Source organism: Streptomyces caeni (genome assembly GCF_042678285.1).
Taxonomy (GTDB): Bacteria; Actinomycetota; Actinomycetes; order Streptomycetales; family Streptomycetaceae; genus Streptomyces; species Streptomyces caeni.
This window is the reverse complement of record NZ_JBHUDX010000005.1, coordinates 26,118-47,894: the sequence shown is the minus strand read 5'-3', so window position 1 is coordinate 47,894 and position 21,777 is coordinate 26,118. Positions and strand designations below refer to the sequence as shown.

Sequence of the window (21,777 nt, the reverse complement as noted above, 5' to 3'; positions counted from 1 at the left end):
ACCGTCGTGTCCCCGGGACGGCCGTCCCCTCACGTCGGTCATGACAGGGAGCGGTGCTCAGCGCTCCAGGAAGTCGAAGAGCTCCTCCCACCGGCGGGTGATCACATCGGGGGCGAAGCGCTGCACGTTCTCCCGCGCCCGCTCCCCCATCGTGTCGCGCAGGTTCTCGTCGGACATCAACCGGACGAGCAGCCGGGCGAGTTCCGTGGTGTTGCCGTGCCGGGCCAGCAGACCGTCCTCGCCGTCCCTGACGATCTCGCGCACGCCGGGGGAGCAGTCGAACGCGGCACACGGCACGCCGCAGGCCATCGCCTCCAGGAGGACGAGCGGGAAACCCTCCCCGCGCGAGGACTGGACGAACACGGACGCCCGCCTGAGCGCACCGATCACGTCGTCGGTCTGTCCCGCCCACTCCACCGAGCCGTCCAGGCCGAGTTCCGTGCACCGCTGCCGCAGTTCGGCCTCGTAGTCGCCGGCGCCGTAGATGCGCAGGATCCAGCCGGGCTGCCGCGGTGCCGCCTCCGCCCAGACGTCCAGCAGCAGATCCACGCCCTTCGCATGGCTGAGCCGTCCGATGCTGACGACCGCCTTCTCCGTGCGTGGTGAGGGCGCCCCGGGCGTCACCGGCAGCGGATTCGGCAGGAAACCGACGTTGTTGAGACCCGCGCCCACCCAGCCGTCGGCGTCCTCCTGGGTCAGCAGCAGCAACCGGTCCACGTCCTTGTAGTACCGGAGCACCCGCTCGAAGCGCGACGAGCGGCGGGATGCCTCGAAGGACTCGTGGCTCATACCGATGACCGGGTGCCCGGCGGTGTCCGCGAGCACCACCCACTCCATCGCCCACACCTGGGTCACGATGATCACGGCACCGGGCCCCGCGGCACGGAACGCCCGGGACAGGCGCTCCGCGGCCCGCCGCATGTCCGCCTCCTGCCGGCGGACGGCCGGATCGAACCGGCCCAGCGGGACGCGCGGCCGACGACGGCCCGGGGGCCGCCGGTCGTACAGGGTCAGCGTCTCGAACCGCGGGTTCTCGCCGAGGTCCATGGGCACTTCCGGCGGGGCGATGCCGATGATCGTGACCCGGTGGCCGCGCCCGGCCAGCAGCCGGGCCATCTGCTCCTGCCAGCGGCCCACGCCCCCGAGTTCGTTGACCTCGTTGGCGACGAAGAAGATCTCACGCTGGGTCATCGAGTCCCTCCCGCCGGGCCGAAGAAGCGGTCCACGATGCGAGCCGCCGCGTCCCCGCGGTCGTACTCGCCGTACTTGTCCACGAACTCCTTGAGCCGCGCCTCGTACTGGGTGCCGACGGCCCCCAGGTCGGACAGCGCGGCGAAGAGTTCGTCCTCGGTGCGCGCGACCGGGCCCGGGGCCTCCTCGAGGAGGTCGAAGTACGTCCCGCGCATGTCCTCGGAGTACTCCTGCCAGTCGTAGGCGTAGAACACGAGCGGCCGTCGCAGCAGCGCATAGTCGAACATCACGGACGAGTAGTCGGTGACCAGGGCGTCGGACAGCAGCAGGAGCGGAGTGATGTCCGGTTCGTCCGTCACATCGATCACGCGGCCCGCCACCGACGGCGGGAGACTGACCCGGTTGAGGTAGTGGGAACGGACCAGCAGCGTGAGCCGGTCCCCGAACACGTCGGCGAAGCGCTCCACGTCGAAGGGGAACGCAAAGTCCCGTACGCCTCCGTCGGGCCGGGCGCGGAACGTGGGCGCGTACAGCACCACGCGGCGGTCCTGACGGATGCCGAGGCGCTCGGCGAGCCGTCGCAGGGCCGGCTCCGGCGCCTGGGGGTCCCTGGCCGCCCGTACCAGGGCGTCGTTGCGGGGATAACCCGTGCGCAGCAGCTTCTCCTCGGGAATGCGGTAGGCCCGGGCGAGGGTGCGGACGTCGTGCTCACTGCGCACCACGAAGTGGTCGAAGCGGTCCAGCGCCCGCTGGTAGGAACGCTGTTCCTGCTCGGACATCACCCGATGGGCGGGCTCGTCGAAGCCCATCCTCTTCAACGCCGAGCCGTGCCACGTCTGGATGTAGGTGGTCTCCGGGCGTTTGGCCAGCTTGAGGGGGAAGCCCTGGTTGTCGATCCAGAACTCGGCCTGGGCCAGCGCCCTCAGATAGCGCCAGGACCACCGGCGGACGAGTTCGACGTCCTGCGGGAAGCCCTCGGGCCGGGCGCCCGCGTACGCCCAGACGGCGGTGACGGGCAGCCGACGGCGCCGCATCTCCTCGTAGAGGGCCCGCGGGCTGTCGCTGTACTGCTTGCCGAGGTGGCTCTCGAAGACGACGGTGCCCTTGCGGACGGGGAGCACCTTCAGCATGCGGTGGTAGCCCTGGACCTTGCGCCGGCCGGAGGCCAGTTCCCTGCGCACGGCCCGCAGCGCACGGTAGGCGCCCTTGACGCTCCTGGCCGCGGAGCCGTGCAGATTGCGGTCCACGACGGCCCGCCCGCGCCGGGCCGCCGGGCCCTGCTGCGTGAGCCGGAAGGCCAGATGTCCCTTGGCGGAGACCTGCGGTTGGAGCCGGTCCGCCACGAACCGGCTGAGCCGGGGGCGTACGGGCACGGACGCGGCGTTCTCCAGGTCGACGCGGCCGGCCGTGATCCGTGTCGTGGTCCCCTTCCCGTCCGCCGTCAGGTGCAGCCGGACGTCCCACACCTCGTCGACGACGCCCAGGGGCCTCAGCCCGCCCGACAGCGGGACGGCGGCCTGCCAGGCGATGGTGTCGCCCTCGTGACGCACCGTCCGCACCGGGAACCGGAAGGTCTGCAGGCTGCGTCGGCGGGCCCGGAACTCCAGCTCGGCGGTGAGGCTCGCGTCCTCGGGGACGGTGTGCAGCGGGTTGACCACCGAGCCTTCGAGCACCACCAGGTCTCCCCGGACGGCGTATCCGGTGAGCAGGTTGCGCAGGAACATCCGCTCCAGGGGTCTGCCGTGGTAGCCGAGGCCGGTGACGTCCATGATGTCGCGCGCCTTCGGGTCGTCCAGGTGCTGCTCGCACCAGTAGACGCGGCCGTCGCGTTCGGCGAGCGGTGCCGAGACCTTGTCCCGGTTGATCAGGGTGTCGATGGCGGGCATCAGGTTGTCCCAGTCCTCCCGCAGCAGCAGGTAGGCGCAGATGGCGTGCACCCGGTCCAGCCGGTCGTACGCCGCTTCCGGGAAGTCCTGGACGTAGCCGCGGGCCAGCTCCGCGAACCGGTGCCGGTAGTCGTCGTCGAGGAACGGCAGGTCGCGCAGGTACAGGACGAGATCGTGCTTGAGGAACTTGATGTCCTTGTGCAGCTTCAGCCCATCGAGGGCGCGTCGCTCCAGCACGGCGTCGATACGGCGGTGGATCTCCAGCCGGTCGCTGAAGTTGTTGATCTCGTGGCGCCGGTTGCTGATCGACTTGGCCGTGGTCTTCTGGACCACGTTCCAGAAGTACACCGTGTTGGGGATCAGGGTGATCCGCCCTGCCGCGAGGTAGGCCCGCGCCGAGAACAGCAGGTCCTCGTAGTGGATGCCCCGCGGGAAGGTCAGGTCGTTCTCGACCAGGAAGTCGCGCCGGTAGCACTTGTTGGTCGAGAGGGTGTCGAAGACGAAGAGGTCCGGCAGTTCGGCGATCGACTCGACGGTGCGCGTGCTCCGGTACAGCCAGGGGTACCAGGGGGTCCGCTTGTCGTGTCTGCTGTCGGTGTACACCCGGACACACAGTCCCGAGACCAGATCGGCGCCGGTGCGGTCGGCCGCCTCCAGCATGTTGCGGCACGCGTTGGGCTCGAGGGTGTCGTCGCTGTCCAGGAACATGACGTAGCGTCCGCGTGCCACGGCCACACCCCGGTTGCGGGGCTCTCCGCAACCGCCGCTGTTCTCGGGCAGCCGGATGGCCCGCACACGGCCCGGGTGGGCGGCGGCGAGCGACCGCGCCACGTCGTAGGACCCGTCCATCGAGCAGTCGTCGGCGATGACCACTTCCACGCCACGCAACGTCTGGTCGAGCACGGAGCGTACGGCCACCGGGAGGCGCCGGGCATCGTTGTAGACGATGACGACGACGCTGATGTCCGGCTCCGCCCCGCCTGACTCGGGGATATCGATCGACACGGCCACCTCTCGTCTCGGATTCCGACTCTCCGGACGACCGCCCCGTCACCGCCGCGGCTGTGCGGCGCCCGCGGGGGCATCCCGCGGACCGGGTGCGCCCGGGTTCAGCACGGGACCAGGACCCCTACGTCGATCGGGGTTCGGGCCGCGCCCGCAGCCGCGGCCGGGGCGGTGCGCCCGTCCGCCCTTCCACGCTACGTGACGGCACAGGGGCCAGGGCCACGCACGACACGCGCCCGGCGTGCGCCGGCCACGGTACGGGGACGGCGGTGCGAGGGCGGGGACGACGGGCGCCGAGCATCCCCGCGGCGTCCGTCCCCGGCCCGCCGGCCGGTACCCGGAGGGTGCTTCCGCCGATGTCAGCATGGGCACCGGGCCCCGGGGGCCACCGAGAGCCACGACGTGTCGGCCGCCCCTCCCCGCACCGGGCCGACGGGGCCGGTACGGTCTTCCGCGCAACCGTGCAGGGCGTGGCTCCGTGCGACACCCGGCGGATTCCGGTGGGCGGTTCTTACCAAGATCATGCGCATGCCGGGCAACGGGATGCCCACGGGCTCCCTCTTCGCGGCCGGGGGAAGACGCGCCGATGCCCGGCCCCCGTGCAGAGCCGACGGTCGCGCCGCCCGGCGCGCCACCGGCGGCGGTGACGTGCGCGCCGGCCCTACGACGCCTCCCGCGTTGCCCCGCGCTGACGCACCTTCTGCCGGAACCCCGTGTTCACGGCGAGCAGGCCGCCGTCGACGCACAGCGTGGTGCCCGTGATCCACGCCGCGTCCCGGGAAGCGAGGAACGCGACGGCCGCCGCGATGTCCTCCGGTTCACCGACCCGGCCCAGCGGGTACAGCTCGCTCACCGCGGCGAGGTCGGCGTCGCGGCCCCGCCATGCGGAGGTGCGGACCGTGCCCGGCGCCACGAGGTTGACGCGGACCCCGCGCGCGGCCGCGTGCCCGGCCAGGGTCCGGGTAAGGGACATGAGGCCCGCCTTGGCGGCGCTGTAGGCATGGTTGCCGAAGTCCTGGATGCCGTTCACCGAGCCGATGTTGACGATGGCGCCGCGGCCGGAGGCCACGAGCCGCGGGAGGGCCGCCCGGCTGCAGCGGTACGCCCCGGTCAGGGTGAGATCGATGTCCCGGGCCCACACATCGTCGGACTCGTCCTCGAAGAGCGGCGCGTCCGGGGTACAGCCGTACGCGTTGTTGACGAGCACGTCCAGCGCCCCGAAGGCGTCCACCGCGCGGGCCACGGCCGCCTCCACGGACGCGCCGTCCGAGACGTCGCACCCGAACGCCTCGGCCGGCGCGCCCAGTTCCCGTATCGCACGCGCGGTCTTCTCGGCCTGCGCCCCGTCCACGTCGGTGACGAGGACGCGGGCGCCCTCCTCGGCCAGCCGCCGGGCGGTGGCGGCGCCGATGCCGCGCGCCGCGCCCGTGACCAGAACTCCGTACCCTTCGAAACGCCTCGTGTGATCCATGCCGTCGACGCTACTGCGCCTCGTGCGGCAGGGTGTCAGGCTCCGGTGCCCGCGCCGAAGACCGTCAGGAACACCGAGGAGGAGTTGCCCGACACGGGCACCGCTCCGCCCTCCCAGGTCACCTTCAAGGATGACCTCTCGTCCGGCGGGGTGATGAGGATGGCGGTGGGCGAGGCCGTCCTGGCGCCGCTGACCTCCGGGTTGGAGAAGGTCAGGCCCGCCCAGGCGCTCTGGCCCGGCGCCAGCGTGACCTTCGTGCGGGTGCCGGAACTGCGCCGGGGGTCCGGCCCCAGCTGCTTGCCGGAGGCGTCGACGAAGGCGGCACCCGGGTAGCCGGTGATCGTGCAGGTGTGGGCGGAGCGGTTGGTCAGGACGAGGGGGAAGTTCTCCTGCCCGGCCCCCGGGTTGTTGGCGCCGACGGTGGCGCGCAGGTCGGAGGTGTGGCATCGGGCGCGCGTGCCGCCGCTCCCGGTGGCGGCCGCGGAGGACGTGGTGGTGGAGCCGCCCGAGGCTGTGGGGGTGGCGGACGTGCCGGCCGTGCCCGTCGTCGCGGTGCCGTCGCCGGTCGTGGGCTCGCCCGGGGGCCGGGCCGTCCCGGGCGGCTTCTCGGGGCCGCCCGAGGCACCGTGGTCGCCGCCGCAGGCGGTGAGCAGGCTCAGTGCGGCGACGGCGCCCAGGGCCGGCATCATGCGCCGCGCCGTCAGGAAGAAAGCAGCGCCGCCGGGTTCCGGGCCCGCCGCGCCTCGCCGGAAGATCACCATGTTCATACTCCTCGCAACTCGCCGCCCGCGCCGGGCCCCTTCGAACGGTGGCACAGGGCCCTCGTCCCGGTCCGGCGCGTGTCGGGCGGAAACGGTCCGCGCGTTCGTCCCTGCCGCGCCTTCCCTCTTCTTTCCCCGTGCCTTCCCTCTTCCTTCCCCGTTCCGGGCGCGACGCGTTCCCCGTTTCGGGGGACACCCCGGCCGGGGCCGGCCAATTCCGTGCGGGGCGGCCCCGGCTCCCGGTGCGCTCGGGGTCGGTACGGACGCGTCGTACCGACCATGGGATCCGTACCGCCCCGGAGCGTCTCGGCGGGGTGTCAGTGGCCGCTGACAGCGTGCGGCGTGTACGGCTCCTGAAGCGTCTGGATCTCCTTGTCGGTGAGGTCGATGTCGAGCGCGGCGACCGCGTCGTCGATGTGGTGAGGCTTGGTGACTCCGACGATGGGCGCGGCCACGGTGCCCTGCCGCAGCAGCCAGGCGAGCGCGACTCGGGCCCGCGCGACGCCCCGTTCGGCGGCGACCGCGGCCAGGGCGTCGACGACGGCCCGGTCGGTCTCCCGGTAGAGCCGCCTGCCGAATTCGTCGGTACGGCTGCGCTCACTGGTGTCGTCCCAGTCCCGGGTGAGCCGCCCGCGGGCGAGCGGGCTCCAGGGCAGGACGCCGACGCCCTGGTCCGCGCACAGCGGCAGCATCTCGCGCTCCTCCTCGCGGTAGAGGAGGTTGTAGTGGTTCTGCATGGACACGAACTGCGTCCAGCCGCCGAGCCGGGCCGTGTACTGGGCCTTGGAGAACTGCCAGGCATACATCGAACTCGCCCCGATGTAGCGGGCCTTGCCCGCCTTGACCACGTCGTGCAGGGCCTCCATCGTCTCCTCGACCGGAGTGAGGGGGTCCCAGCGGTGGATCTGGTACAGGTCGACGTAGTCGGTGCCGAGGCGGCGCAGGCTGTGGTCGATCTCCGTCATGATCGCCTTGCGGGACAGGCCGCCGCCGTTGGGCCCGGGCCGCGTCCTGCCGTGCACCTTCGTCGCCAGCACGATCTCGTCGCGGCTGGCGTCCGCCGCGAGCACCCTGCCGACGATCTCCTCGCTCGTGCCGTCCGAGTAGACGTTGGCGGTGTCGAAGAAGTTGATGCCGGCGTCGAGCGCCCGGCGGATCAGCGGGCGGGACGCCTCCTCGTCGAGGCTCCAGGTGTGCGTGCCGCGGTCGGGGAGGCCGAAACTCATGCAGCCCAGGCAGATCCGGGACACGTCAAGACCCGTCGGACCGAGCTTCACGTACTCCATGGGACTCCTGCTTTCACTCGGGGGTGGGGCCGGGTGCCGGCCGCCCGGACCTGACCGCTCACGGTCCGCGCGGTGACGCCGTGGGCCCCCGACGAGGTGATCCCTGCCCACCTCGGGTGCCGCGCTACCCGAAGACCGGAGTCTTGCGGGCGCCGGTCAGCGATACCCGGTCGCGTCCGCCGGCCTGCCCGTGTCCTGTACCTCGACGAGATAGCGCCAGGCGTCGGGGCGGCTGCCGTCGCGGTCCGTGAAGCCGTACACCCGGGCGAGCTGCCCGCTGGAGAGGGAGGTGCCGTTCCAGCGGGCGACGTCGGGGTCGGCGGCCAGCGCGGCGACGGCCCGGCCGACGTAGAAGGGACTCTCGGAGATGCAGAAGTGCGGTACGCGGTCCAGGGCGTCGCGCCAGTTCTCCTCCCCCACTCCGAACAGGTCGAGCATCAGCTCCGAGGGCAGCCAGCCGGGGGTGAGGGCGACCGCGGTGGCGCCGCGCGGGCCCAGCTCGTGGCCGAGGGCGAACGCCATCCGCAGCACGGCCGCCTTCGCCAGGTCGTAGAAGAAGGAGACCCGGTAGGTGTCACGGTTGTACTCGGCCGTTCCGTCGGTCATCTCGACGACCAGGCCGCCGGGGCGGCGCAGCAGCAGGGGCAGCGCGCAGTGGCTGGTGACGGCGTGGGTGTCGACGGCGAGCCGCAGCAGGCGCAGTCCGTCGTCCAGGTCGTGCTCCCACACGGGGCGGTCCCACTCGAACAGCTTCTCGGCGCCCCAGATGTCGTTCACCAGGATGTCGAGGCGCCCCTGCTCGTCCGCGATGCGGTCCACGAGGGCGCGTACCTCGGCGGGGACCAGGTGGTCGGTGGGTACGGCGATACCGCGCCCGCCGGCCGCGGTCACCAGCTCGGCGGTGTCCTCGATGGTCTCGGGCCGGTCGTACTCCGAGCGCCGCTCGCGCGTGCTGCGCCCGGTCGCGTACACCGTGGCTCCGGCCGCGCCCAGTTCCACGGCGATCCCCCGGCCGGCTCCCCGTGTCGCCCCGGCGACCAGTGCGACCTTGCCCTTCAGTGACCTCGGCATGTCCGACCTCCGCGTTCGTGGCACCGTCTGTGCCGACGATCTCGCGGAAGCCGGACGTCCTCTGTCGCCTTTTCGCCTCCGGTGGGCAGGCGCGCCGTCGGGTCAGTGGCCTCGCGCGATCCACTCGTCGAGGTGCGGTGCCTCGGCGCCGATGGTCGTGGTCTCACCATGGCCCGTGCGGACCACCGTCTCGGGCGGGAGGGTCAGCAGCCGGTCACGGATCGAGGCGATGATCGTCGGGAAGTGGGAGTACGAGCGTCCGGTCGCCCCCGGGCCGCCGTGGAAGAGGGTGTCGCCCGTGAAGACCGTGCCCAGGCCCGGGTCGTGGAGGCAGACCGCCCCGAAGGAGTGGCCCGGGGTGTGCAGGACGGTCAGATCCGTGCCGGCCGTCTCGATGACCTGGCCGTCCTCCAGCCAGTTGTCGGGCAGGCGGTCGGGGTGAGTCTGCTTCCACAGCGACAGGTCGTCGGGATGGAGCCAGATCGTCGCGCCGGTCCGGTCGGCGAGGGCGGGCGCGGCGTCGATGTGGTCGTTGTGGGCGTGGGTGCACACGATGGCGCGCAGCCGCCGCTCGCCGACGGCCTCGGCGATCGCGTCGGGATCGTGGGCGGCGTCGATGACGATGGCCTCGTGGTCGTCGCCGACGATCCACACATTGTTGTCGACGTCCCAGGTGCCGCCGTCCAGGGAGAAGGTGCCGGAGGTGACCAGGTGGTCGATGCGCGTGGTCATCACAGCACCACCACCGAGCGCAGCACGTCGCCGTGGTGCATCCGCTCGAAGGCCTTCTCGACCTCGTCGAGGGCGATGGTCTCGGAGACGAACTTCTGCAGGTCCAGGCGTCCCTGGAGATGCAGGTCGATCAGCATCGGGAAGTCGCGTGAGGGCAGGCAGTCGCCGTACCAGGACGACTTGAGCGCGCCGCCGCGCCCGAAGACGTCCAGCAGCGGTAGTTCCAGCTTCATCTCCGGGGTGGGCACTCCCACCAGGACCACCGTGCCGGCCAGGTCCCGGGCGTAGAACGCCTGCTTGTACGTCTCCGGGCGGCCGACCGCCTCGATCACCACGTCGGCACCGAAACCGCCGGTCAGCTCGCGGATCGCCGTGACCGGATCGCCGTCCTTCGCGTTGACGGTGTGGGTGGCGCCCAGCTCCCTGGCGGTGGTCAGCTTGCGGTCGTCGACGTCCACCGCGATGATCCTCGCCGCGCCGGCCAGATTCGCCCCGGCGATCGCCGCACCGCCCACGCCGCCGCACCCGATGACCGCGACCGAGTCGCCCCGGCCGACGTTCCCGGTGTTGACCGCCGCGCCGAGGCCCGCCATGACGCCGCAGCCCAGGAGCCCCGCCACGGCCGGGGAGACGGACGGGTCGACCTTGGTGCACTGACCGGCGGCGACCAGCGTCTTGTCCGCGAAGGCGCCGATACCGAGGGCGGGGGACAGCTCCTCGCCGGTAGCGGCGAGGGTCATCTTCTGCCGCGCGTTGTGCGTGTCGAAGCAGTACCAGGGCCGGCCCCGCCGGCAGGCCCGGCACTGCCCGCACACCGCCCGCCAGTTGAGGACCACGAAGTCTCCCGGCGCCACCTCGGTGACGCCCTCCCCCACCGCCTCCACGATCCCGGACGCCTCGTGCCCGAGCAGGAACGGGAAGTCGTCGCTGATGCCGCCCTGCTTGTAGTGCAGGTCGGTGTGGCACACACCGCATGCCTGGACCTGCACCACCGCCTCACCGGGTCCCGGGTCCGGTACGACGATCGTCTCGACCCGCACCGGCCGGCCCTTGCCAGGGGCGATCACGCCGCGTACTTCCTGCGCCATGGTGCTGCTGCCTTCCGTCGGTGGTGGGGCGCCTCGCGCGCCCGGTGCGGACCACGGCGGCCCGCACCCATGATCCTGCGCGCCCGAGACGTCATGCGCACGTATTCCGCGCCACCGACATGAGATCGGTTCGCCGTGCCGACGTAGGCTGAACGCCCCTACCCCGCAAGGAATGCCGTGACCATCGCAGAGACGGAAGCACAGCCGCAGTCCACGCCGCCCGCGTGGCGCCTGCTCCTCGGATACGTACGACCGCACCGGTGGGCGCTGTTCGCGGGCGGGTTGCTCGGGCTGGTCACCGGCGCGACCGGGCTCCTGCTGCCGCTGGTGGCCCGCGCGCTGATCGACGATCTGGGGCACGACCGGCCCATCACCTGGGCGCTGCTCGGCATGTCGGCGCTGGTGGTCGCCAACGCGGCGGTGGGCGCGCTGGGCTCGTACGTGCTGCGGCGCACCGCCGAGTCGGTGGTGCTCGGTGCGCGGCGCGCCCTGTCGTCGTATCTGCTGCGGCTGCGGATATCCGCCGCGGACCGCACCGAACCCGGCGATCTGATGGCCCGTATCACCTCCGACACCACGCTGCTGCGGGAGGTCACCACCGACTCGCTGGTCGGCCTCGCGACCGGTGGGCTGACGCTGGTGGCGACGGTGGTGATGATGGGTCTGGTCGACGTGGTGCTGCTGGGTGTCACGCTCGCCGTGATCCTGGTCGCGGGCACCGTGCTCGGTGTGATCGTGCCCCGTATCAACCGGGCCAGCCGCCAGGCCCAGGACGCGGTGGGCGCGATGGGCGCGTCTTTGGAGCGGGTCCTCGGCGCGCTGCGCACGGTGAAGGCATCGGGTGCGGAGCACCGCGAGGAGGAACGCGTCCACGCGGCGGCCGAGGAGTCGTGGCGGCAGAGCGTACGGGCCGCGAAGTGGTCTGCCGCGGCGGGCAACACGGCGGGACTCGCGATGCAGCTCGCCTTCATCACCGTGCTGGCGGTGGGCGGCGCCCGGGTCGCGACCGGGGCCATCGACGTGGGCACCCTGGTCGCCTTCCTGCTCTACGTCTTCTATCTGATGTCGCCGATCCAGCAGGTGGTCGGCGCGCTCACCCAGTACCAGACGGGCGCCGCCGCGCTCGCCCGCATCCAGGAGGCGATGCGGCTGCCCGCGGAACCGGCCGCCCTGCCCGCGCCGTTGCCGTCACCCGGCGCGCGACCGGCCGCCCTCGCCTTCGAGAACGTCCGCTTCCGGTACGCCGACGACCTGCCGTACGTGCACCACGGCGTGACCTTCGCGGTGCCGGCCCAGGGCATGACCGCGTTCGTCGGCCCCTCGGGCGCGGGCAAGACGACCGTGTTCTCGCTGATCGAGCGGTTCTACGAGCCCGAGTCCGGCACCATCACGCTCGACGGCCGTGATGTGGCCGGCTGGGAGCTGTCCCGTCTGCGCTCCTCCATCGGCTATGTGGAGCAGGACGCGCCGGTGCTGTCCGGATCCCTGCGCGACAACCTGCTCCTCGGCGATCCGGAGGCGGACGACGCCGCGGTGCTGGATGTGATCAAGACGACGCGCCTCGACGGTCTGGTGGAGCGGCTGCCGCAGGGGCTCGACACCCTGGTCGGGCATCGCGGGACCAAGCTCTCCGGCGGTGAACGCCAGCGGGTCGCGATCGCTCGCGCGTTGCTGCGCCGCCCGCGTCTGCTGCTCCTCGACGAGGCGACCTCGCAGCTCGACGCGGTCAACGAGGCGGCGCTGCGGGACACGGTCGCGGATGTGGCGCGGTCGACGACGGTTCTGGTGGTCGCGCACCGGCTGTCGACCGTGACGATGGCGGACCGGATCGTGGTGATGGACGCGGGTCGTGTCCGTGCGGTCGGCACGCACCGTGAACTGGTCGCCGCGGACCCGCTGTACGCGGAGCTGGCCGCGACGCAGTTCCTCGCCGCGTCCGGCTGACGGCGGGGTGTGGGGGCCCTCGCCGATGCGTTCAGGACTCCGGGCGTGCCGCCGCGAGGGGCTCCTGGGCGTCGTCGGCGGCGTGGGCGAGGAAGTCGTCGACCATGCGGTGGAAGAGGGTGGCGAGTTGGCGGAGTTCCCCGGACGACCACGCGGACAGGGCCACCTGCATGCCGCGCACGCCGACGTCGCGGATGCGGCCGATGGCTTCCTGGCCGCGCGGGGTGATCTCGATGCGCTGGGCGCGGCGGTCGTCGGGGTCGGGTGCACGTGTGACGTAGCCGTCCCGCTGCAGCTGCTGCACCTGGCGGGTCACATGGGAGGCCTCGACGCCGAGCCGGTGGGCCAGCTCCCCCGGGCGCAGCGGCTCGGAATCGGCGATCTGCCGCAGCAGCGCGACGGCCGCGCGATCCAGCGGCACTCCGGCCATGGCCATCAGCCGGTCGTGATGGCGGGCCCGGGTGCTCAGGTAGTTGATGCGGTTGAGCGCGCGCTCGATCTCGATCACTTCCGGGGAGGCGGGACCTGCGGGCGGCTGTGCGGTGGGCATACCCGCCACACTACCACATAGTTGCCTTACTCAAGTAAAATTCCCCGTCCGGACCGGCCCGCCCCGACCGTTCCGCCCGGACCGGCGTGAGGATGGGTCACGTCCTCTACAGACCGTAGTAGCTTGTCGGTAGCCCGGGAAGCCGAACGGCGAGGGGAGCCGAACGGTGCACGACCCCACGAACGGCGAAGCCGGTCCGGCATCCGGCCGGCGTGCGCGCGGCGAACTGGAGAGCGGGGTGCTCGGCGTGCTCTGGGCGGCCGACGGGCCACTGACGGCGCGGCAGGTCCGGGACCGGCTGCCGGGAGACCTCGCGTACACGACCGTGCTGACGATCCTGTCCCGGCTGTACGACAAGAGCATGCTGGTCCGCTACCGCGAGGGCCGCGGGTACGCCTACGAGCCCGCCCGGGCGGAGGCGGCCCACACCGCCGAGCAGATGCACACGCTGCTGGAGCGCGGCCACGACCACGAGGCGGTGCTCGCGCACTTCGTCTCCGCACTGTCCGAGCAGGACGCCCGGTCGCTCGGGCGGCTGCTGCAGGAGGGCGGGGCGCGCGACGACGCCGATGGGGGCGACGGGCGGCCCTGAGCCCGCGCCGGCCGGGGTCCCGTACGCCGCTGCCGGCCACTGCCGTACGGAACGGGAGGCACCCCGCCGCGTCATCTGCTCGCGGCAGAGCCTTCCGGGTGCCCGGGGTCGCGCCGGCTGCGCGGGGCCGCCGTGGTCAGTGGGAGGCGATCAGTTCCCGCGGCACACCGGTGGCCGTCGGCCGCCGGGACGAGCGCAGGGCGGCGAGGCCGGTGAAGACCATGGACGACACACCGGCGAGCGCGAAGGCGGTGAAGCCCCGGCCGCCGTGCCCGGAGGCGAGGAACCGGCCACCGAGCCACGGGCCGAAGACGGCACCGGGGTGATCCCGGGGGCCTTCTGCCCCGGCATGTGGGGCAGCGCCGAGCCGTAGACGAACATGTCGAGGCCCTCGAAGAGCACGGCCGGCCAGCACAGTCCGACGACTGGTGCGGCCGGTCTGCCGCCGCGGGCGGACAGACCGCGTCGGTACGGGGCGAAACCGCAGACGGCACGGGGGGTGGGGGGCCCACCGCGGTGCGCCCCCACCCCCCGTGGTACCGGATTCAGGCGACCGGTGGCGTGCCATGGGTGTGGAAGGACTCGATGGTCTTCAAGCCCCACGCCTGACCCTTGGCCCGCTCGTTCTCGGTCCAGGTGATCAGCGGCCAGTCCGGGGCCAGGACCAGGCGGGTGAGCGGATTGCACAGCTCGATGCGGTTGCCGCCCGGCTCGTAGACGTACAGGAAGAACGTCTGCTGGATCGCGTGCTTGTGCGGGCCCGTCTCGATGAACACCCCGGTGTCCAGGGCCAGGTCCGCGGCGCGCAGGATGTCCTCGCGGGTGTCCGTCGCGAACGCGACGTGGTGCAGCCGGCCGCGTGAGCCGGTCCAGTCCTCGGTGTAGACGAGATCGTACGACTTGTTCGTGAACGTCAGCCACTTGGCCGCGATCTTCCCGCTGTCGAGCCTGATCTGCTCGGTCGGGCGGGCGCCGAGGACCTGCTGCTGGAAGTCGGCGTTGGCGGCGACGTCGGAGGCGAGGAAGTTCACATGGTCCAGCCGCCGTACCCCCACGCCGTGGCCCGGCTTGGCCTGGGGCTGGTTCTTCAGGCCTGGTCTGAGCTCCTCCGGGCACTGGTACCACTCGGACTTCCAGTACAGGGCGAGCTCGTGGCCGTCCGGGTCGGTGGTGACGTACACCGGGCCGAGGCCCGGCTCGTCCTCGGTCCACCGGCCCGGCCGGCCGGCCGCGTCCAGTTCCCCGACCCTGCGCCGCAGGGCCTCCTCGCTGGAGGTCCGCAGCGCCGTGCGGCGGATGCCCGAGGTCTCGTGCGCGGTCAGGACCAGGCTGTGGTGCTCGTAGTCGTCCCAGGTCCGCAGGTAGACGGAGTCACCGTCCTGCCCGTTGACCGTCAGGCCCAGGTAGTCGGTGAAGAACGCCAGGCTGCGGTCCAGGTCCGGGGTCAGCAGTTCGACGTGCCCGAGGTGGGCGATGTCCCCGAGGGGCGGAGTCATGGCCGGCTCCTCCTTAGTGGCTTGGTGCGGGAGTGGGTGCGGTGGCCGGAGGTCCCCCCCTGCTCGGGCACGGCCGAGAGCCCGGGGGGCCGGACGAAGACGGTGCCGTCGAGGATCTTCCGCGCGGTGCGCACGACGGCGGTGCGCCGGGCCACCGGCGGGGTCCCGTCGAAGCCGGGGTCGACCCGGACGTCGAGGTCCAGGAATCCACTGGGGTGTTCGATGCGGGTGCGTCCGTCCCGGGCGGGAAGCCGTGCGATCCCCTCCCCCACGCCCCCGGGAACGCGCAGCCCCGCCGCCACGCTCGCGGCGCCCAGGACGCCGATGGACGTGTGGCAGCGCACCGGGATGAAGGTGCGGGTCATGACGGCGCCGCCGTCGAGGGGCGGCGCCAGCAGGCTGAGCTTGGGCACGGTCGTGCCCTCGACGTCGCCGAGGCCCATCAGCCGGCCCGCCGCCAGCCGGATCTCGCGCAGCCGGCCGGCCAGGGACCGGTTCTTCTCCAGGTCCCCGGGGTCCTCGTATCCGGTGACCTTCAGGGCGGCCGCGGCGATCAGTACGGTCGGCACGCCGTTGTCCACACACGTCACCGGCGTGCCCGCGATCGTGTCGCGGGCGTTCCCGGTGGGCAGCAAAGGGCTGTCGCCCGGCGGGAACTCCATCAGCACGGGGGCGGCGGTCCCCGGGACGCCGGAGATCTCGGCACCACCGGTGTAGTCGACTCGTCCCCCGGGGGTGGCGAACCTCGCGACGGCGCGCTCCCCGGTGTTGAGCATGCGGATCCGTACGGATGTCTCACCGTCCCCCGGGGCGACGAGTCCACGTTCCACGGCGAAGGGGCCGACTCCGGCCAGGATGTTGCCGCAGTTCTGCCGGTCGGTCACCTCGGGCCTGTCGACGGCGACCTGGAGGAAGAGATAGTCGACGTCCGCCTCCGCGTCGCCCGATGCGGAGATCACGGCCACCTTGCCGGTCAGGGGGTGCGCACCGCCCAGGCCGTCGATCTGGCGCGGGTCGGGGCTGCCCATGACGCGCAGCAGCAGGCCGTCGCGTTCGGCGGCCTCGGACGGCAGGTCCCCGGCGAGGAAGTAGGCGCCCTTGGAGGTGCCGCCACACATCAGCATGCAGCGCACCTCCCCGAGCCCGGTCACGATCCGGCTCCCTCGTCCCGCGCGTGTTCGTCATAGGACCGGTAGGTCACGCCCAGGCGTGCCAGGGTGTCGCGCAGCCCGTAGCGGTCCAGGCCCAGCTGTCCTTCGAGGAAGGCGGCGCGGGAGGCGGCCTCCTTGGTCTCCCGGGCCTTCGACGCCCCGGCCACCCGGCGGGCGTGCTCGCGGGGCACGACCACCACACCGTCGTCGTCGGCGAGGATCACGTCGCCGGGCCGGACCACCTGGCCGCCGATCGCGACCGGCACGTTGACGGACCCTCCGGTCGCCTTCACGGTGCCCTGCGCGCAGACGGCGGCGGCCCACGCCGGGAAGCCCATCGCACGCAGCTCGGCGGTGTCGCGGACGCCCGCGTCGATGACCAGGCCGCGCACGCCGCGCCTCGCCAGCGCGGTGGCGAACAGCTCGCCGAACATGCCGTCGGTGGAGGGCGAGGTGGTCGCGACGACCAGGATGTCCCCGTCACCGCACTGCTCCACCGCCGCGTGGATCATGAGGTTGTCGCCGGGCCAGGAGAGCACGGTGACCGCGGTGCCCGCCACGCGGGTGCCCTGCTGGATCGGGCGCAGCCGGCCGGGGAGCAGGCCGGTGCGGCCCATCGCCTCGTGCACGGTGGCCACGCCGTATCCGGCGAGCGCCTCGACGTCTTCGGCGTCCGCCTTCGGCGGGTCGGTGACGATCACGCCGCTCATGCCAGCTCCCCTGTGACCTGCGGGTAGGGACGCATGTAGGCCTCGGCGTACGTCCGGTGCGGCAGGCCCAGGTTGGGGCCGGCGTTGCGCTTGAGCTGGACTCCGCGGCGGACGGCGAGGTCGGTGTAGTAGTCCCACAGGTGCCGCTGCGCGGCCAGGCACTCCATGGCCTTGCGCTTGGTCTCCCACACGTCGGTGATGTCGAGGAGCACCTCGGGTGTGAAGCCGCACATCTCCGGCTGGTGGGGCTCGAAGAAGAAAACCGGTGGGGCACCGATGATCTCGCCGTCTGCCGGGTAGCCGATGGCCTGGGCGAGCACCCGGGCGTCGAGGGCCATGCGGGCCGCGGCGGGGTGGTCGCCGTTGTAGGGGTCTTCCAGCGGGTGGGTGAGCACGGCGTCGGGCCGGGTGGCGCGGTAGACGGCCACCAGCCGGTCGGTCAGCTCGGGCGTGGGCAGCAGCGGGTAGTCGCCGGCGTCGAAGAAGACGACCTCGGCGCCGAGGGTGTCGGCGGCCTTCTCGGCCTCCTGCCGGCGTATCGCCTTGATCTCCTCCAGCTTCTTGCCCTCGCGCCACGCCTTGGCGGACTCACCGCGCTCGCCGTAGGTCAGGCATGCGATGGTGACCTTCTCTCCGCGGGAGGCGGCCAGGGCGATGGCTCCCCCCGCACGCCACACGAAGTCCCCCGCGTGCGCGGTGATGACGAGCGTGGATCGTGGGGTGGCGGGCGCATGGCCATGCGTCATTGCTGAGATCTCCTTGGTTGGACGGGTACGCGCCCACCGCAGGTCGCGTCAGGCGCACAGCGCCTCGATCACGCCGGCGAGGTGGGCGCGGACTGGCCGCCTCGGCCGCCGGCGAGTCCCCGGCCCTGATCGCCCCGATCACGGCCAGGTGCTCGTTCAGGGACCGCCGCCGACGCCTCTGTGCCTCCCGATCGGCCGATACCGCCCGGGCGCCGGCGCGCGTCACACCGTGCTCGGCGTGCTCTCCGGTCCTCCGACCAGCGCCGTTCGGCATCGTCGCCCTCCCTGAACGAGTGCCTGTCGAACCTAGAACCAACCCGACAAGATTGTCAACAATTTCATCTGCCAGATTGCCTTAGGTATACGCGACAGCCCTGCGTGAGGTGTTGCACAAGGGCGTGAAGCAGGCCGGACGGGGTACCGGGACGGTGCCGAGGCGGTGCCGAGCGTGGCGTCGGCCCGCCGCCCCGTCAGAACGGGCAGTGGGCCTGCCGGGTGGCGGTGGTGACCCAGCGGGTGTGGGAGAACGCCTCGATGCCCCAGCGTCCGCCGAAGCGGCCGTAGCCGGAGCCTTCACCCCGCCGGAGGGCGCGTGCGGCTCGTCGGCGACGGACTGGTCGTTGATGTGCACGATGCCGGTGTGCACCCGGCGGGCGACGGCCAGGCCATGGGTGGCGTTCTCGGTGATGATGCCGCAGGTCAGGCCGTTGTCCGTGTCATCGGCGAGCGTGATCGCCGTGTGATCGTCGGCGAACTTCTCCAGCACGCAGACCGGACCGAACACCTCGGCGTGGTAGAGCTCCGCCTCCTTCGGCACGCCAGCCAGGACCGTCGCCGGGTGCACGGCGCCCTCGGGCTCGCCGCCGATGAGGATCCCGGCCCCCTTGGCCACGGCCTCCTGCACCAGCGCGGCCACCCGCTGCGCCGCCGCGGCGCCGACCAGGGGCCCGACCACGGTCCTCGGGTGCGTGGGGTCGCCCGCCCGCAGCCCGGCGGCCTTCTCCACGAACTTCTGCGTGAACTCCTCGGCGAGCGACTCGTGGACGAGGACGCGGTCGCCGGACATGCAGATCTGCCCGGAGTTCATGAACACACTGAAGGTGACCGCGTCGACCGCGTAGTCCACATCGGCGTCGGCCAGCACGATCACCGCGTTCTTGCCGCCCAGCTCCAGCAGCGCGGGCTTGAGGTGACGCGCCGCCAGCTCACCGACGACGCGCCCGACGGCCGTCGATCCGGTGAAGTCGACCGCCCGCACGCGCGGGTCGGCGATCAGCGCCTCGGCGACCGCGGACGCGTCCTCGCGCGCATTGATGACCACGTTCGGCACCCCGTCCGGCAGCCCGGCCTCCCGCAGCACATCGGCGACCAGCAGCCCGCAGGCCATCGGCGCGTCCTCGCTCGGCTTCACCACCACCGTGTTGACTGCCGCGAGCGGCGCGGCCACCGCCCGTACCCCGAAGGATGACCGGCGCCTTCCAGGGCGCGAACGCGGCCACCACGCCCAGCGGTTCACGCGCCGCCAGCCCCAGCACACCCTCCTCCTGGGCACCGAGCACCTCACCGCGCGGCGCGGTGACCGTGGCCGCCGCCTCGCACAGGATGTTCGCGGCCAGCGCCACATCGAAGAAGGCCCACGGCCGGTCGGCCGAGTCGTCCATGTCCGGTCCCCTCGACAGTGGTCGCGACAGGCAGCGGCGGAGATCTCGTCGTCGCTCATGTCCCGTAGGTGTCCGGCAGGTTCAGGAACGTCACGGCCGCCCGTATGACGCTCGTCGCGTTCCGGGCCGTGATCCGCGCAGGGGCGGCGGACACAGCGGGGTCGTGGAGAGCGGCGCGGGGACGCGGGCCACCCGGTGTCTCAGGTGCCCGGAAGCCATCCGGCCGGGCGCGCCATGGCGAGCAGCTGCCCGACCAGTTCGTCCACGATCTCATCGAGGGTCGCGTCCACCCGGCCGGCCCGCCAGTCGTGCAGCAGACCGTTGACACTGCCGATGAACGCCGCGGCCGCGATCCGGTAGTCGCGCGGCGCCACTTCGCCGCGCGCGGCGGCCCGCGTGGCTTCCGCGCAGATGAAGTCCACCCACCGGGACCGGCGTTCGAGGCGCTGCTCCTCCAGCCGGGGGCTGACACCGATGATCTCTACGAAGGCGATGCGGATCCGGCGTGGATCGGAGGTGATGTCGGCCGCGTACGCCCGGAAGACCGCGGTGGCGCGCTGCGCGAGCGGCAGGTCGCCGGCTTCGGCGAGGGCCACGGCGGCGGCCTCCTCCGCCCAGTCGTTGACCTGGAGGTGGAGGACTGCCAGGACGTCCTCAAGGGTGCGGAACTCCTCGTAGAACTGGCGCGTCGACAGGCCCGCGGCCTCGCTCAGCGCGGCGACCGTGGTGGCCCGGAAGCCGGGGCTGTCGCCGAACAACTGGAGCGCGGCGTCCAGGAAGCGCCGGCGCCGCTCGGCCTGCCGCTCCTCGGCCGACTTGCCGCCGTACCGGCCCGTCGGCTGCCTGAGCCTGCCCGTCACGCGCCCTCCCTCGCTCGGTGTTCCCTTCGCCTGCCGGACAATTTTGTCCCGCCCGGGGTCTTGTGAAGAGGCCCACCCCTTCCTTACTTTCCAGTAAGGTCACTCTGAACGCAGGCGTATTCAGATCCCGAGCCGCACCATGCCCGGCTCCCCGGAGCCGGAGTACCACCCCCGCCCCGGCCCCGCGGAGCCGGTGCGGCCGTCCCGGCCCGTCCGGGCCGGGCACGCCAGTGCGCGCTGTTGTCATGCCCCCACCATCGACGAAGATAGGGACCCGCATGTCCGTCCTCAGACCCCGGCACTTCCTCTCCCTCACCGCCGTTCTGGCCCTGACCGCCGGCGGCACCGCGACCGCCGCCACCGCCCAGGACTCCTCCGCCGCGCTGCGCGAGGTGCTGTTCGTGGGCAACAACTGGGACGGCACCGCCGACGTCGTCAAGTCGACGGGTGACTTCGCGAAGATCGGCCAGGTCAACGTCATCCCGGACAAGGCGGAGCGGCTGGCGGAGATCAACGCCGATCCCATCAAGTGGATCTACTACATGTCGATCCGCAACCAGGTCGGCGAGGGCCATGACCAGTACGTCGACGACATGTACTCCACCCCGGACGGCAGGTCGATGGTCGTCTCCCGGCCGAGCTTCGCCGACGTCGTCTCCATCGACCTGGCCACGGGCAGGATCAACTGGCGCTTCCCGGTCGCCGGTTACCGCGCCGACCACATGGCGGTCTCCCCGGACGGCACCCGGGTCGCGGTCTCGGCCTCGACCGCCAACAAGGTGCAGGTGCTGGACATCGTCACCGGCAAGAAGGTCGGGGAGTTCAGCACGGGCGACAAGCCGCACGAGAACGTCTTCACCAACGGCGGCAAGTACATCTGGAACATGTCCATCGGCGAGGTCACCACCGCGCTCGACGACCCGTTGGTGGACTGGACGAAGGGCGACCGCCACATCACGATCGTGGACGCGACCACGTTCAAGCAGGTCAAGAGCATCGACATGCGCGACCGGCTCGACGCGATCGGCCTGAAGAACTTCTCCGACGCCGTCCGGCCCGCCGCGTTCACCCCCGACTGGTCCAAGCTGTACTTCCAGGTGTCGTTCTTCAACGGCTTCCTGGAGTACGACATCGCCGCCGACAAGATCACCCGGGTGAAGACGCTGCCGGAGAACCCGGCGACGAACAAGGACCGCACCACCTGGCTCCTCGACTCACGCCACCACGGCATCTCGATGAACCCCGAGGGCACCAAGCTGTGCGCGGCCGGGACGATGGACAACTACGCGACCGTCGTCGACCGGGCCTCCCTCCAGGAGGGCCCGCTGATCACCGCGTCCACGCCGTACTGGGCGACCGTGAGCGGTGACGGCAAGGACTGCGTCATCTCCGAGGCCGGGGCCGACAAGATCACCGCGATCGACTTCGCCACCGGTGAGAAGGTCACCAGCGTGAACGTCGGCGACCACCCGCAGCGGGTGCGCCTGGCGCACGTCCCCGCGGACTGGACGGGTCCTTCCGCCGGCTGATCCGGTCCGGCGGCCGACCCGTCCGGCGCTGAGCGCTCCGGGGGACG

The 21,777-nt window shown here is 72.1% G+C and carries 17 protein-coding genes and 1 pseudogene; 3 read left to right on the top strand and 15 right to left on the bottom strand.

What is annotated here, in order from left to right:
• Positions 1–57: 57 nt before the first annotated feature.
• From ACFSL4_RS02545 to ACFSL4_RS02510, 8 genes are all read right to left on the bottom strand, one after another.
• Positions 58–1,191 (bottom strand): glycosyltransferase, encoded by a 1,134-nt coding sequence (locus ACFSL4_RS02545; RefSeq protein ID WP_381077816.1) that lies wholly within the window; start codon positions 1,189–1,191, stop codon positions 58–60.
• Complete coding sequence (locus tag ACFSL4_RS02540; protein ID WP_381077814.1) at positions 1,188–4,082, bottom strand: bifunctional glycosyltransferase/CDP-glycerol:glycerophosphate glycerophosphotransferase; 2,895 nt, start codon at positions 4,080–4,082, stop codon at positions 1,188–1,190. Before ACFSL4_RS02540 ends, ACFSL4_RS02545 begins: the two co-directional genes overlap by 4 nt.
• 661 nt (positions 4,083–4,743) lie before the next feature.
• Positions 4,744–5,553: an SDR family NAD(P)-dependent oxidoreductase gene (locus ACFSL4_RS02535; RefSeq protein ID WP_381077811.1), complete on the bottom strand. Its 810-nt coding sequence runs from the start codon at positions 5,551–5,553 to the stop codon at positions 4,744–4,746.
• A 35-nt stretch (positions 5,554–5,588) separates the two neighbouring features.
• Positions 5,589–6,314 (bottom strand): DUF4232 domain-containing protein, encoded by a 726-nt coding sequence (locus ACFSL4_RS02530; RefSeq protein WP_381077804.1) that lies wholly within the window; start codon positions 6,312–6,314, stop codon positions 5,589–5,591.
• A 317-nt stretch (positions 6,315–6,631) separates the two neighbouring features.
• The gene (locus tag ACFSL4_RS02525; RefSeq protein WP_381077802.1) at positions 6,632–7,600 is read right to left on the bottom strand and encodes an aldo/keto reductase; all 969 of its coding nucleotides are present in this window, start codon (positions 7,598–7,600) and stop codon (positions 6,632–6,634) included.
• A gap of 156 nt (positions 7,601–7,756) precedes the next feature.
• Positions 7,757–8,671: an SDR family oxidoreductase gene (locus ACFSL4_RS02520; protein WP_381077799.1), complete on the bottom strand. Its 915-nt coding sequence runs from the start codon at positions 8,669–8,671 to the stop codon at positions 7,757–7,759.
• Between the two features lie 102 nt (positions 8,672–8,773).
• Complete coding sequence (locus tag ACFSL4_RS02515; RefSeq protein ID WP_381077797.1) at positions 8,774–9,403, bottom strand: MBL fold metallo-hydrolase; 630 nt, start codon at positions 9,401–9,403, stop codon at positions 8,774–8,776.
• Positions 9,403–10,491, bottom strand: a complete 1,089-nt coding sequence (locus ACFSL4_RS02510; protein ID WP_381077794.1) for an S-(hydroxymethyl)mycothiol dehydrogenase — start codon at positions 10,489–10,491, stop codon at positions 9,403–9,405. Before ACFSL4_RS02510 ends, ACFSL4_RS02515 begins: the two co-directional genes overlap by 1 nt.
• Before the next feature lie 177 nt (positions 10,492–10,668).
• Between ACFSL4_RS02510 and ACFSL4_RS02505 the strand changes: the two genes are divergently transcribed.
• On the top strand, positions 10,669–12,435 hold the full coding sequence (locus ACFSL4_RS02505) for an ABC transporter ATP-binding protein (protein WP_381077791.1): 1,767 nt from the start codon (positions 10,669–10,671) through the stop codon (positions 12,433–12,435).
• Between the two features lie 31 nt (positions 12,436–12,466).
• On the opposite strand, the gene ACFSL4_RS02500 is transcribed toward ACFSL4_RS02505, so the two are convergent.
• Positions 12,467–12,985, bottom strand: coding sequence for a MarR family winged helix-turn-helix transcriptional regulator (locus tag ACFSL4_RS02500; protein ID WP_381077789.1), 519 nt, complete (start codon positions 12,983–12,985; stop codon positions 12,467–12,469).
• A 166-nt stretch (positions 12,986–13,151) separates the two neighbouring features.
• Between ACFSL4_RS02500 and ACFSL4_RS02495 the strand changes: the two genes are divergently transcribed.
• Positions 13,152–13,577 (top strand): BlaI/MecI/CopY family transcriptional regulator, encoded by a 426-nt coding sequence (locus ACFSL4_RS02495; protein WP_381077786.1) that lies wholly within the window; start codon positions 13,152–13,154, stop codon positions 13,575–13,577.
• Positions 13,578–14,122: 545 nt separating this feature from the next.
• On the opposite strand, the gene ACFSL4_RS02490 is transcribed toward ACFSL4_RS02495, so the two are convergent.
• From ACFSL4_RS02490 to ACFSL4_RS02465, 6 genes and pseudogenes are all read right to left on the bottom strand, one after another.
• Positions 14,123–15,073, bottom strand: a complete 951-nt coding sequence (locus ACFSL4_RS02490) for a catechol 2,3-dioxygenase (RefSeq protein WP_381077784.1) — start codon at positions 15,071–15,073, stop codon at positions 14,123–14,125.
• Entirely contained in the window at positions 15,070–16,224 is a 1,155-nt protein-coding gene (locus ACFSL4_RS02485) for a 4-oxalomesaconate tautomerase (RefSeq protein WP_381077782.1), read from the bottom strand. The genes ACFSL4_RS02490 and ACFSL4_RS02485 overlap by 4 nt, the downstream gene beginning before the upstream one ends.
• On the bottom strand, positions 16,221–16,934 hold the full coding sequence (locus ACFSL4_RS02480) for a 4-carboxy-4-hydroxy-2-oxoadipate aldolase/oxaloacetate decarboxylase (protein WP_381077779.1): 714 nt from the start codon (positions 16,932–16,934) through the stop codon (positions 16,221–16,223). Before ACFSL4_RS02480 ends, ACFSL4_RS02485 begins: the two co-directional genes overlap by 4 nt.
• The gene (locus ACFSL4_RS02475; RefSeq protein WP_381077776.1) at positions 16,931–17,680 is read right to left on the bottom strand and encodes a PIG-L deacetylase family protein; all 750 of its coding nucleotides are present in this window, start codon (positions 17,678–17,680) and stop codon (positions 16,931–16,933) included. The genes ACFSL4_RS02480 and ACFSL4_RS02475 overlap by 4 nt, the downstream gene beginning before the upstream one ends.
• Before the next feature lie 470 nt (positions 17,681–18,150).
• Positions 18,151–19,323 (bottom strand): annotated as a pseudogene (locus ACFSL4_RS02470) (aldehyde dehydrogenase family protein); the annotation flags it as partial.
• A gap of 218 nt (positions 19,324–19,541) precedes the next feature.
• Entirely contained in the window at positions 19,542–20,201 is a 660-nt protein-coding gene (locus tag ACFSL4_RS02465; RefSeq protein WP_381077773.1) for a TetR/AcrR family transcriptional regulator, read from the bottom strand.
• A gap of 278 nt (positions 20,202–20,479) precedes the next feature.
• Between ACFSL4_RS02465 and ACFSL4_RS02460 the strand changes: the two genes are divergently transcribed.
• Positions 20,480–21,730 carry a YncE family protein gene (locus tag ACFSL4_RS02460; RefSeq protein WP_381077772.1) on the top strand — a complete coding sequence of 417 codons (1,251 nt, stop codon included), beginning with the start codon at positions 20,480–20,482 and terminating at the stop codon, positions 21,728–21,730.
• Positions 21,731–21,777: the final 47 nt, after the last annotated feature.